This window comes from Flavobacterium sp. (assembly GCF_044360715.1).
Taxonomy (GTDB): domain Bacteria; phylum Bacteroidota; class Bacteroidia; order Flavobacteriales; family Flavobacteriaceae; genus Flavobacterium.
This window is the reverse complement of the sequence record NZ_JBIKJY010000005.1, coordinates 60,991-73,561: the sequence shown is the minus strand read 5'-3', so window position 1 is coordinate 73,561 and position 12,571 is coordinate 60,991. Positions and strand designations below refer to the sequence as shown.

Here is a 12,571-nt window from a genome sequence, read left to right as displayed (position 1 = left end):
CGGTTTCAATATTGAAACCGCTTTTTTTTTACTCTTTTCTGTATTTTTTAGTTTCTTCAAAAACGTGTTCTAAAATTTTAGCGTCTTCTTCAGAAAATTCAACATTTCTTCTTGCCATTACAATTTTAGCAGTTTCAAACGCTTTTTTGGTCAGATAAGTTGTAAAACCACTTGCTCCGCCCCAACTGAAACTTGGTACAAAATTTCTTGGAAATCCTGCTCCAAAAATATTAGTACTTACCCCAACAACTGTGCCCGTATTAAACATCGTATTTATTCCGCATTTACTGTGGTCGCCCATCATTAATCCGCAAAATTGCAAACCTGTTTTAGCAAAATTTTCTGTTTCGTAGCTCCACAATTTTACTTCTTCGTAATTGTTTTTTAAGTTACTATTGTTGCTATCTGCACCCATATTACACCATTCACCTAAAACGGCATTTCCTAAAAATCCATCGTGACCTTTATTAGAATAGCCAAATAAAACCGAATTATTAACTTCTCCACCAATTACAGAATGAGGTCCGACAGTTGTAGCGCCATAAACTTTAGTAGCTAATTTCACTCTACCCGATTCACACAAAGCAAAAGGACCTCGAATAACAGAACCTTCCATTATTTCAGCATTTTTACCAATATAAATAGGACCTGTTGATGCGTTTAAGGTTACAAATTCTAATTTAGCGCCTTCTTCAATGAAAATATTTTCTGGTGCAATTACGTTTACCGATTTAGGTATCGGTTGTGAAAATCGATCTTCAGTCAACAATTCGAAATCTTCACGAATGGCTACCTCATTTTTTTGAAAAATATCCCAAGTGTTTTCAATTTTAATGCAGTCGTTTGAAAATTCAAGTACTTCAAAACTATCAAAATCGACTTCTTCTCCTTCTTTAGCAAAAAATGCTACTACTTCTTCTTCTTGAAAAATCGCTTGATTGTGTTCCAAATTCTTAATCATTGCTACCAAAATATCATTTGGTAAAAATGAAGCATTAATCATCACGTTGTTCTCCATTTCTACCATGGGCCATTTTTCTGACAAATAGTCTTCTGTAATAGATGTTGTGGTAGAACCCAACTGTTTTTCCCATTTTTCACGAATGGTTAAAATTCCAACACGAATATCTGCAACAGGTCTTGTGAAGGTAAATGGCAACAAAGCATTACGATGTGGTCCATCAAAAAGAATATAGTTCATTAGTCAAGTTTAAAAGGTTTGCGTTTAAAAGTTTAAGAGGCTTTGTGTAAAACCTTAACGATTCAAATTTACAAAGAAATTTGACTTATAAAAATAAAAAAACCCCGAATACTTTCGAGGTTTGTTATTATTTAAATAAATTCTACTATTCTTTAGAGAATTTAGCGTATTTCGTTTTGAATTTATCGATACGACCTGCAGTATCAATAAGTTTAGATTTACCTGTGTAAAAAGGGTGAGACGTTCTAGAAATCTCCATTTTAAAAACTGGATACTCAACACCTTCGTGCGTGATAGTTTCTTTAGTTTCAACAGTTGATTTTGTGATGAATACATCATCGTTAGACATGTCTTTGAAAGCGACTAATCTGTAGTTTTCTGGGTGAATTCCTTTTCTCATTTTGTAAATCTTTAAATGTATGATTATAATTTGTTTCGCGGCTTTTTACTATAAAAAGGTGTAAACGCCTTATAACCTTTTGTTAATTATGTTTTTATTTCAGGGTGCAAATATAATACTATTACCCAATACTGCAAACAAAATACCATTATTTTTTATTTTGAAACCGCTTTAACTAAAAATCTGATACTAAAAGATTTATAACTTAAGAAAAATCTACGTAATTTTGTACCCGATTTGCGTGAGTGATAGGAGTGGAAATCCTTTTTTAAATGTTGCCTGAGGTACTCGAAGGCAACATTTAAAAAAGATTGCAACGGATAGCACGACCTGAAAGGGCACGCCCTAAGAAAAAAAGTATGTCTGATAGAAAAAAAGTAGCGTTTTATACACTGGGTTGTAAACTGAATTTTTCGGAAACTTCTACCATTGCCAGAAACTTCAATGATGAAGGTTTTGACAGAGTGGATTTTGAAGAAATAGCCGATATTTACGTGATTAACACTTGTTCTGTAACAGAAAATGCCGATAAGCAGTTTAAACAAGTGGTAAGAAAAGCGATGAAACTAAACGACAAAGCTTTTGTAGCCGCCGTAGGCTGTTATGCGCAACTGAAACCCGAAGAATTAGCCGCAGTTGATGGTGTAGATTTGGTTTTGGGTGCGACAGAAAAATTTAAAATTACCGATTACATTAACGACCTATCGAAAAACGATATGGGCGAAGTACATAGTTGCGAAATTGAAGAAGCCGATTTTTATGTAGGCAGTTATTCCATTGGTGACAGAACGCGTGCATTCCTTAAAGTGCAAGATGGTTGCGATTATAAATGTACGTATTGTACAATTCCGTTAGCACGTGGTATTTCGAGAAGTGATGCTTTGGAAAATGTATTGAAAAATGCCAAAGAAATTTCGGAGCAAAACATTAAAGAAATTGTGTTAACAGGTGTAAACATTGGCGATTACGGAAAAGGCGAATTTGGAAACAAAAAACACGAACATACGTTTTTAGAATTAGTGCAAGAATTAGACAAGATAGAAGGCATTGAAAGACTCAGAATTTCAAGCATTGAGCCTAATTTACTAAAAAACGAAACCATAGAATTTGTAAGTAAAAGTAGAACTTTTGTTCCTCATTTTCATATTCCATTACAAAGTGGTAGCAATGAAATTTTAGGAAAAATGAAGCGCCGTTACCAACGTGAAATTTATACGGAACGCGTAAATAAGATTAAAGAGGTGATGCCACACGCGTGTATTGGTGTGGATGTAATTGTAGGATTTCCTGGTGAAACCGACGAACACTTTTTAGAAACGTACAATTATCTAAATGAAATGAACATTTCGTATTTACACGTGTTTACATACAGTGAGCGCGACAATACGGAAGCCGCAGATATGCCAGGTGTTGTACCCGCTAACATAAGAAGTAAACGTAGTAAAATGTTACGCGGACTTTCTGTTAAAAAACGTAGAGCGTATTATGAAAGTCAAATTGGTACGACTCGCACTGTACTATTTGAAAACGAAAATAAAGAAGGATATATTACGGGTTTTACTGAAAACTATGTAAAAGTAAAAACGCCTTGGAACCCAGAATTAGCAAACACCTTGCACGAAATTACACTTACAAAAATTGACGATGACGGTTTAGTACGAATGGAATTTGTGAATGTGCCAGTGTAAGTATTCTTTAGACCTGACAGGTTTATAAAACCTGTCAGGTCTAAAAAACTCCAAATAAAAACTATTTTAAAGTACTAACAAACCAGAATTTCGTAATAAATTCATTGGTTTTGAAAACCAAAATAGTTCAAAATCTTCAAACTGAGATTCGAAGTCTAATTTGACATTTTTCAATAAAATGGGATGATCTGAAAGTAATTTTATGGTTTTTAATAACCAATTTGCTTGGTCTTTTTCTAAAGAAATTTCAAGTGTTTCCGTTTTAAAATAAAACGTCATTTTCGCCATTTCCCAAGTAGCGCCTTTTTTGGATTTGGTAAAATAATCTACCACTGGAGTTGTTCCTATCCAAATTAATTTTGCAGTAGGTTTTAATGAAAAATCTACATCATTATTAAGCGCATTTTCTATAAAATCTGGAGCAATTTTTGTTTTTGGAATCTTAAATTCAAACCAATCTTGCAAGTCATACTCGAAACAAATTCCGTGCATATAATTAAACAGCGATTTTTTCAATCCAAAACTAAACTTATCGTGATTGATACCTGTTTTGTCAATAAACTGAATGTCGTTATTTGCAAAAGTAATTTCATTTTGTTGCGGAATTACACCAAATTCCTCAGGATGTAATCCTACAGGAGAATGAGCCGTCATAGCAAATTGATGCCAAAATCCTGACTGTATACTTCCAATTTGAAACAACTGTCGCACCATTTCTAAACTATCCACAGTTTCTTGAATAGTTTGCGTAGGATAACCGTACATTAAATATGCGTGAACCATAATTCCAGCTTCGGTAAAATAATTCGTGACTTTAGCTACTTGTTCAACCGTTACTCCTTTTTTAATCAGTTCTAATAATCTATCTGAAGCTACTTCTAACCCGCCAGAAACCGCAATACAACCTGAAGCTTTTAGCAATACACACAAATCTTTCGTAAAACTTTTTTCAAAGCGAATATTTGTCCACCACGAAACGACCAATTTACGTTTAAGAATTTCCAAAGCCACTTCACGCATTAAAGCTGGTGGTGCCGCTTCATCTACAAAATGAAAACCTGTTTCGCCTGTTTGATGAATCAGTTCTTCCATCCTATCCACAAGAATTTTAGCTGCAATAGGTTCATAAATTTTTATATAATCTAACGAAACATCACAAAAGGTACATTTTCCCCAATAACAGCCGTGCGCCATCGTAAGTTTATTCCAACGACCATCACTCCATAAACTATGCATTGGATTGGCAATTTCAATTACTGAAATATATTTATCCAAAAATAAGTCTGAATAATCTGGTGTTCCTACATCTGATTGCTTATAGTCTGATTTTGTAGTATTATTTTTATATACAACTTCATTATTTTCTAAAACAAACGTCCTTTTGAACTCATTGGAATTTGGAATTTTAACATTGGAATTTAAAAGTTCCACTGGTAATTCGCCATCATCAAGCGTAATAAAATCGAAAAACTCAAAGACTCTTTTGTCTTTTAAACTTCTTAACTCTGTGTTTGGAAAGCCACCACCCATAGCGATTTTCACTGAGGGATAATTCGATTTTATATATTGAGCACATCGGAAAGCGCTATATAAATTTCCTGGAAAAGGCACCGATAGTAATACCAAATTCGGTTGAATTTCTCTTACTCTTTCCTCTAAAATTTTAAGTGTAATTTTATCAATATGTGTGGTTTCATTTTGTAATTCAGAGTATAATTCATCAAATGAATTGGCACTTCTTCCCAATCGTTCAGCATAGCGACTAAATCCGAAATTTTCATCTACGCATTCCACAATAAAATCCGAAATATCTTCTAAATACAAAGTAGCTAAATGTTTTGCTTTGTCTTGCATACCCATATTTCCAAAAGCCCATTCCATATCGTCTAATTGATTGAAACGAGAGGCTTCGGGTAAAAAATTCCCACTACATATTTGTCGTGCTAACGTTGGATTTTTTCCTTGAAGAAAAGCAATTACCGCGTCAATTGTAATGACATAATCATCCCAAAGGGTGTGAATTCGTTGCGAATTTTCTGAAAATTGTACTATTTCACCTTTAGGAATTAAGGAGCTCAACCCTTTTTTGGAAAACAATTCTAATATCACTTCGATACCCAAATCCATTTGAAAAGCAGAAATACTTTTCGTGTTTAGAAACCCTTTGATATAGGCCGTTGCGGGATATGGCGTATTCAATTGAGTAAAAGGTGGCGTGATTAAAAGAATGTCTGACAAGGTGAAATGTTTTTACAAAGATAAAAATTAATTGTAGATGGCGAAAAATGATTATTTTTGTAAAAAAAATTATGCCAACAGATTGTATTTCGTATCAAAAATCGGGTTATTTTTCTAAACTAATTGTAGATTATTTAGATGAAAAACCAGAAGTACAATCACTATATCATAGGTTTCCTCGAATAGAGAATTTTAGTACCCAAATAGATGAAAAAACTAAGAATTATAGCATAGAAAATCGATTAATTTTAGCTGAAGCGTTAAAAAATCAGAATTCGAATTTTCCAATATCTCCAGAAACTCAATCCAACATTGAATTATTAAGATCGGAGAAAACCTTTACCATTACAACCGGACATCAATTAAATTTGTTTTCGGGACCTGCATATTTAATCTATAAAATTGCTTCGGCAATTAATTTATGTAAGCAATTAAAACAAAAATATTCAGATTATAATTTTGTGCCTATTTATTGGATGGCGACAGAAGATCACGATTTTGAAGAAATAAATCATTTTCATTTTAACGACCAAAAAATCAAATGGGAAAAAGATAGTTTTGGACCTGTTGGAAGATTAAAAACCGATGGTTTAAATAACGTTTATGATTCGTTTTCTGAAGTTATTGGAGTTGGCGAAACAGCCGAATATCTAAAAGATCTGTTTAAAAAAACCTATTTAAAACATACAAATTTAGCTGATGCAACACGTTATTTAGCAAATGAATTATTTAAAACAGAAGGTTTAGTGATTATTGATGGCGATGATAAAAATCTGAAATCACTTTTCGCACCATATGTTCAAGATGAATTACTTCATCAAAATTCTTTCGCTGCTGTTTCTAAAACAATTGCACAATTAAATGAATACGCAGTACAAGTAAATCCAAGAGAAATCAACTTGTTTTACATTGAAGATAATTTACGTGAACGAATTATTTTTGAAAACAATATTTACAAAGTTAACAATACAGAAATTGAATTTTCAGAAACTGAAATTCTAAAAGAGTTAAAAAATTTTCCTGAAAAATTTAGTCCAAATGTGATTTTAAGACCGTTATATCAAGAAGTCATATTGCCAAATTTAGCATACATTGGCGGAGGTGGCGAAATAGCGTATTGGTTAGAACTTAAAAATAATTTTGAAGCTCAAAAGGTTACATTTCCAATATTAATTCTTAGAAATTCGTTTGTAATTGCAACAGACAAATTAATGTCAAAATCAGCCAATTTAAGCGTTTCATTTGAAGAATTATTTCTATCAAATCAAGAATTAGTTAATAAAAAAACCAAAGAATTATCAAATATAAAAATTGATTTTTCTGAACAAAAAGATACGTTAAGAAAACAGTTTTCTGAATTATTAAAAATTGCAGAACAAACCGATAAATCGTTTACGGGTGCTGTAAAAGCACAAGAAGCTAAACAAATAAAAGGACTAAATAATTTAGAAAAACGACTTTTAAAAGCAGAAAAACGAATTCATTTTGAAAAATTAGAACGCATAACCGAAATACAAAATCAATTATTTCCAAACGGAAGTTTGCAAGAACGAAAAAGTAATTTTAGCGTATTTTATTCGCAAACTTTTATTAATGAAATCATTTCCCAATCGAATCCATTAGAAGCCTGTTTTAAATTAATTAAGATATAAAGCGGTATTGATTTATAAAAACCGTTTTGCAATTTGGAATTAAATAGTACCTTTGCAAAAAATTTAAGAAAAATGGCTACAAATAGAACATTTACAATGATTAAACCAGATGGTGTTGAAAACGGACACATCGGTGGAATTTTAAACATGATTACAGAAGGCGGTTTCAGAATCGTTTCTATGAAATTAACGCAATTAACTGTAGCAGATGCTCAGAAATTTTATGCGGTTCACTCAGAAAGACCTTTCTTTGGTGAATTAGTAGAATTTATGACTCGCGGACCTATTGTTGCTGCAATTTTAGAAAAAAACAACGCAGTAGAAGATTTCAGAGCTTTAATTGGCGCTACAAACCCTGCTGATGCTGCTGAAGGGACTGTCCGTAAAAAATATGCTACTTCAATTGGAGAAAATGCCGTTCACGGTTCAGATTCAGATGAAAATGCTGCTATCGAAAGTGCTTTCCACTTCGCTGGAAGAGAGCAATTCTAAAAATAGTATTTCGTATAAAAAAAGGTGATTTGAAATTTCAAATCACCTTTTTTTATACCTTATAAACTAATAACTTACACCCATTACATTTTCTACCTAAAAACAATTTCTTTAATCAAATCTTTTCCAAGTTCTTCATTAAGCATTTTTATGATTTTGGATTTTCCGTATTCTAATTCTTGTTTTACAACTGAAGAATTTAATTGTACATATAAAGTCTGTCTTTTTAATTCAATTTGTTGCGTATAATTTTTAAATGCCGGACCCATCATTTTATACCAAGTTTCTTTAACATTTATGATATCTAAACCCGCTTCCAGCTTCGTAGATTTCATAAACTCTTTCATTACATCACCAATAGAAAAATCGTCATTAAATCGTTTCATTTTATTTTCTTTTACTGTAAGGCACAAATTTTTTGTAATAATAGGTAATTTTTGCTTCATTTTCTAAAACTAATTCATCATCTGAAACGGAGATAATTTTTTCTTCCCATTTGGTAAAATTAGCTTGCGTTTTCAAGAAATAACAACCTGCACTATCAATAACCTTAATTTTATCCTGTATGGCACCTTTAAGAAATGAACCATCTAACTGAGGCGCTATTTTTTGACGAGTTCCAATTGAGTTTTTTAAATTAATATTATCTATAAATTCATTTACTTGATATGCTTTTTTATTCCCATCAGGAAATACCACTTTCTCTATTTCCCAGTACCCATTTATTTTTACAATGGATTCTTTAGATGGTTTAGACGTACAAGAAATTAAACCAATTTGAAGTAATAACACATAAAAATATTTTTTCATAAATAAAATGTAAAGTTGGGTAAATGTAAAATTATTTTGTCCAATAAAAAAATTGAAAATCATTTTGAAGTTTAAATATAAAGAGTATATTTGCACTCGCAATCACGGGGTGTAGCGTAGCCCGGTTATCGCGCCTGCTTTGGGAGCAGGAGGCCGCAGGTTCGAATCCTGCCACCCCGACAAACGACTTCAATTATATTGAGGTCGTTTTTTTTTGTGTAATAAATCAATATTCAAAATAACATCCACAACTAACATTTTTTTTCAATATTTATTATTTATAGCACTATTAGAAAATTAATTACTTATAAATTAAGTTTTTGTTTAATTATTTATTACTTTTGTTAAACAAAATAAATTTTATGAAATCAAACTTTATGATTGAAGACAACATGCTTACAAATATATCCGTAGAAGATATAGGAAATGACCATTTATTTACTTCGTTAGAAACGCCAATGGTAGCTAACGCATTTTCAAAATCGGACACTGAAAAAAAAGAAATTATTGCTTTTCATTTTACTGAAATTATGAAAGCTTTGGATTTAGATTTAACCGATGATTCTTTGAAAGGAACTCCAGAACGAGTGGCAAAAATGTACATTGAAGAAATTTTTTCAGGATTAAATCCAAAAAATAAGCCTAAAATGGCACTTTTTGAAAATAAATACCAGTACAATCAAATGTTGGTAGAAAAAAATATTACTTTTTATTCTAATTGCGAACATCATTTTGTACCTATTTTTGGTAAAGCACACGTAGCATATATTTCTTCTGGTAAAGTAATTGGCTTATCTAAATTAAATAGAATTGTCCAGTATTACGCAAAACGACCTCAAGTTCAAGAACGATTAACGATGCAAATTGCCGAAGATTTAAAAATTGCCTTAGAAACAGAAGATGTAGCTGTTATTATAGATGCCAAACATCTTTGTGTATCTTCAAGAGGCGTTCAAGACGAAAGTTCTTCAACAGTCACCACATCTTTTAATGGAGCATTTAATACACCACAAAAAATAAATGAATTATTACAATTAATCAATAATTAATTTTCATTTAAAAATAGTTAATAAAATTCTATCTTTTCTATAAAGATAGAATTTTTTTTATAGTATATATTTCTATCTTTGTGTAAATTAAAGATGCTATTTATGCTTATCATTGGTATTGCTGGAGGAACTGGTAGTGGAAAAACTACAGTTGTACATCAAATTATGAACGAATTGCCTTCTACAGAAGTTGGCGTAATTTCTCAGGATTCTTATTACAAAGAAACCAACAATTTATCCTACGAAGAACGCACTAAAATTAACTTTGATCACCCACGTGCTATTGATTTTGAATTATTAATAGCGCATTTAAAAGATTTAAAAGCTGGTAAAGTTATTGACCAACCAATTTATTCTTTTGTAACTCATAACAGAACGGATGATACCATAAGCACTCATCCAAGAAAAGTAGTAATTGTAGAAGGAATTTTAATTTTTACAAATCCAGAAATTCGTGATTTGTTTGATATTAAAGTTTTTGTTCACGCCGATTCTGATGAACGATTAATACGTCGTTTAAAACGAGATATAGCAGAACGAGGTAGAGATATGGATGAGGTTTTAAATAGATATCAAACCACTTTGAAACCAATGCACGAGCAATTTATTGAACCGACAAAAGCGTTTGCCGACATCATTATTCCAAATGACAAATACAACACGGTTGCCATTGATGTTGTAAGAGCAGTTATTAATCAACGGATTGACAAATAATGTTTAAAAAAATTCAAATACTAGTTCAGAAATTTCCTTTTCTAAGTTTTTTAGGAAATAAATACGCTATAACATTGATTGCTTTCATTGTATGGATGCTATTTTTTGATAACTATTCTTATTTTGAACATCGTTTTTTAAACGGTCAGATTGATGAATTAAATGACAATAAAAAATATTACAAGTCAGAAATTGCTAAGGACAGTGTAAAAATAAAAAATCTGAAAAATGATAATATGACGGAAAAATATGCCCGCGAAAAATACTTTATGAAAAAAGATAGCGAAGATATTTACATCATAGAATTTGAAGAAGATAAAATAAAAGACAGCTTACTTGAAGCAAAAAAGTAACCTTCAAAAAAATAAGTTTTCAAATCAAAAACAAATCAATGAAAACACAATTATTTCAAGATTTTGATGCTGTTTCATCTAAACAATGGAAACAACAAATTCAATTTGAACTAAAAGGCGCCGATTATAATGATACCCTAATATGGGAAAGTTTAGAAGGTATAAAAGTAAAACCTTTTTATCATTCTGACGAAGAAATTAAAAATCATCCAACAAATAGCAACGCTACCGAATTTAAAATTTTGCAAAATATTTATGTTCACGATGTGCAAATGTCGAACAAAAAAGCAAAAGAAAGTCTACAACGCGGTGCTGAAAGTGTTCGTTTTACCATTGAATCAGACAAAATAGAACTATCAAAATTAATGATAAATTTACCCGTAGAAAGTGTGGTATATTATTTCTTTTTGCCTTTTTTATCACAAGAGTATGTTGCAATTTTAAATAATTTTTCAGCTAAAAACGGGTGTAATTTTATCATTCAAATTGATGCTATAGGCCAACTATGCAGAGATGGAAATTGGTATGAAAACCTAAACTCAGATATTCAACAACTGAATGAACTTTCAAAAAATACTACTATTCCCTTTTTAACGATACAATCTGGAATTTATCAAAATTCTGGTGCCAATATGGTGCAACAATTGGCATATACTTTAGCACATTGTAATGAATATTTCAATAGAATTTCAAAAATAAATCAGCCAATTTCTATTGAAGTTAGTGTGGGCACAAATTATTTTTTCGAAATCGCTAAAATTAGAGCTTTACGCTTACTTTTCAATACATTAGCTGCAGAATACAATTATAATTTTGATTGTCATATCATAGCAACACCCACAAAACGCAACAAAACAATTTACGATTATAATGTAAATATGTTACGAACTACAACCGAATGTATGTCGGCAATTTTAGGTGGAGCTAATGCGGTTTCTAATTTAGCATACGATGCCATTTATCATAAAGACAACGAGTTTGGCGACAGAATTTCACGCAATCAGTTATTAATACTGAAAGAAGAAAGTTATTTCGACAAAGTAAATAATGCATCAGATGGCGCATATTATATTGAATCTTTAACTGACCAATTAGCAGAAAAAGCTTTAGAAGTATTTAAAGAAATTGAAGCCAATGGTGGTTTTATCACACAATTAATTGAAGGCACTATTCAAAGAAAAATTTCAGAGAGCGCACTAAAAGAACAAGGATTGTTTGATTCTGGTAAAGAAATTTTATTGGGAACAAACAAATATCCAAATCCAAACGACAAAATGAAACACGATATAGAGTTGTTTCCTTTCGTAAAAACAAAAGATAGAAAAACGCTAATTGTACCTATTATCGAAAAACGATTAGCCGAAAAAGTAGAACAAGAACGTTTGGCACAAGAGACAATCTAAAAATAGATTCCTCAATCATAAAATTCATTATATTTGAATTTAAATTAAAGTACTATGGAAGCATTCAGACAAACAGTTACGGTAAAAAACCATAAAATTAGCATTACACTTCCGGAAGATTTTAGTTCTGAAGAAGTAGATGTAATCATTTTACCTTCTCAAAATAAGGAATTCAACATTCCTCAATGGCAAATGGATCAAGTAAGAGAAAGAACTGAAAAATATTTAAAAAATCCAGAAAACGTTACAAATATTGATGATTTCTTAAATGAGATTGAGAATGAATTATAAGATTGTTATTATTGACGAAGCAAAAGAAGATTATAAAACATCTTTAAATTGGTATAAAAATATTAATAAACAATTAGGAATTAAATTTAATGAATCTTTTAAAGAATGCTTAAGTAGAATAAGAAATAATCCATTATTATTTCAAAATAGATATGACAACACAAGAGTTATGGTTTTTAAATCTTTTCCTTATCTTGTTCATTATACCATTTATCAAAACATAGTAGTAATAAAACAAATTTGTCATTCATCACAAGACAGCGATTTAAACATATATTAA

Annotated in this window: 14 protein-coding genes and 1 tRNA gene; 10 read left to right on the top strand and 5 right to left on the bottom strand. The window is 31.0% G+C overall.

Annotated elements, in window-relative coordinates; genetic code table 11:
* Positions 1 to 28 precede the first annotated feature (28 nt).
* Together ACIQ16_RS02845 and ACIQ16_RS02840 are read right to left on the bottom strand one after the other, a co-directional pair.
* On the bottom strand, positions 29 to 1,201 hold the full coding sequence (locus ACIQ16_RS02845) for a GlmU family protein (RefSeq protein WP_396148478.1): 1,173 nt from the start codon (positions 1,199 to 1,201) through the stop codon (positions 29 to 31).
* Positions 1,202 to 1,346: 145 nt separating this feature from the next.
* Complete coding sequence (locus ACIQ16_RS02840; RefSeq protein ID WP_353169571.1) at positions 1,347 to 1,601, bottom strand: type B 50S ribosomal protein L31; 255 nt, start codon at positions 1,599 to 1,601, stop codon at positions 1,347 to 1,349.
* A gap of 359 nt (positions 1,602 to 1,960) precedes the next feature.
* On the opposite strand from ACIQ16_RS02840, the gene mtaB reads away from it, so the two are divergent.
* Entirely contained in the window at positions 1,961 to 3,289 is a 1,329-nt protein-coding gene (gene mtaB, locus ACIQ16_RS02835) for a tRNA (N(6)-L-threonylcarbamoyladenosine(37)-C(2))-methylthiotransferase MtaB (protein ID WP_396148475.1), read from the top strand.
* A gap of 66 nt (positions 3,290 to 3,355) precedes the next feature.
* Here the strand turns inward: mtaB and ACIQ16_RS02830 are convergent, their stop codons facing one another.
* Positions 3,356 to 5,527 carry a B12-binding domain-containing radical SAM protein gene (locus ACIQ16_RS02830; protein ID WP_396148471.1) on the bottom strand — a complete coding sequence of 724 codons (2,172 nt, stop codon included), beginning with the start codon at positions 5,525 to 5,527 and terminating at the stop codon, positions 3,356 to 3,358.
* A gap of 71 nt (positions 5,528 to 5,598) precedes the next feature.
* Here ACIQ16_RS02830 and bshC point away from each other — a divergent pair, with 71 nt between their 5' ends.
* Positions 5,599 to 7,179 carry a bacillithiol biosynthesis cysteine-adding enzyme BshC gene (gene bshC / locus ACIQ16_RS02825; protein WP_396148543.1) on the top strand — a complete coding sequence of 527 codons (1,581 nt, stop codon included), beginning with the start codon at positions 5,599 to 5,601 and terminating at the stop codon, positions 7,177 to 7,179.
* Between the two features lie 72 nt (positions 7,180 to 7,251).
* A complete protein-coding gene (locus ACIQ16_RS02820) occupies positions 7,252 to 7,671 on the top strand; it encodes a nucleoside-diphosphate kinase (RefSeq protein WP_396148469.1) in 420 nt (139 codons plus the stop codon).
* A 92-nt stretch (positions 7,672 to 7,763) separates the two neighbouring features.
* Here ACIQ16_RS02820 and ACIQ16_RS02815 read toward each other — a convergent pair whose 3' ends face one another.
* On the bottom strand, positions 7,764 to 8,057 hold the full coding sequence (locus ACIQ16_RS02815; RefSeq protein WP_396148467.1) for a DUF721 domain-containing protein: 294 nt from the start codon (positions 8,055 to 8,057) through the stop codon (positions 7,764 to 7,766).
* Position 8,058: 1 nt separating this feature from the next.
* The gene (locus ACIQ16_RS02810) at positions 8,059 to 8,481 is read right to left on the bottom strand and encodes a hypothetical protein (RefSeq protein WP_396148465.1); all 423 of its coding nucleotides are present in this window, start codon (positions 8,479 to 8,481) and stop codon (positions 8,059 to 8,061) included.
* Between the two features lie 105 nt (positions 8,482 to 8,586).
* On the opposite strand from ACIQ16_RS02810, the gene ACIQ16_RS02805 reads away from it, so the two are divergent.
* From ACIQ16_RS02805 to ACIQ16_RS02775, 7 genes are all read left to right on the top strand, one after another.
* Positions 8,587 to 8,661 (top strand) — tRNA-Pro (locus ACIQ16_RS02805).
* 182 nt (positions 8,662 to 8,843) lie between these two features.
* A complete protein-coding gene (gene folE / locus ACIQ16_RS02800) occupies positions 8,844 to 9,530 on the top strand; it encodes a GTP cyclohydrolase I FolE (protein ID WP_396148464.1) in 687 nt (228 codons plus the stop codon).
* Positions 9,531 to 9,632: 102 nt separating this feature from the next.
* Positions 9,633 to 10,244, top strand: a complete 612-nt coding sequence (udk, locus tag ACIQ16_RS02795) for a uridine kinase (protein WP_353170921.1) — start codon at positions 9,633 to 9,635, stop codon at positions 10,242 to 10,244.
* Entirely contained in the window at positions 10,244 to 10,597 is a 354-nt protein-coding gene (locus tag ACIQ16_RS02790; RefSeq protein WP_353078428.1) for a septum formation initiator family protein, read from the top strand. Before udk ends, ACIQ16_RS02790 begins: the two co-directional genes overlap by 1 nt.
* 38 nt (positions 10,598 to 10,635) lie before the next feature.
* Complete coding sequence (locus ACIQ16_RS02785; RefSeq protein ID WP_396148462.1) at positions 10,636 to 12,000, top strand: methylmalonyl-CoA mutase subunit beta; 1,365 nt, start codon at positions 10,636 to 10,638, stop codon at positions 11,998 to 12,000.
* Between the two features lie 54 nt (positions 12,001 to 12,054).
* The gene (locus ACIQ16_RS02780; RefSeq protein ID WP_396148460.1) at positions 12,055 to 12,291 is read left to right on the top strand and encodes a hypothetical protein; all 237 of its coding nucleotides are present in this window, start codon (positions 12,055 to 12,057) and stop codon (positions 12,289 to 12,291) included.
* The gene (locus tag ACIQ16_RS02775; protein WP_291241307.1) at positions 12,281 to 12,571 is read left to right on the top strand and encodes a type II toxin-antitoxin system RelE/ParE family toxin; all 291 of its coding nucleotides are present in this window, start codon (positions 12,281 to 12,283) and stop codon (positions 12,569 to 12,571) included. Before ACIQ16_RS02780 ends, ACIQ16_RS02775 begins: the two co-directional genes overlap by 11 nt.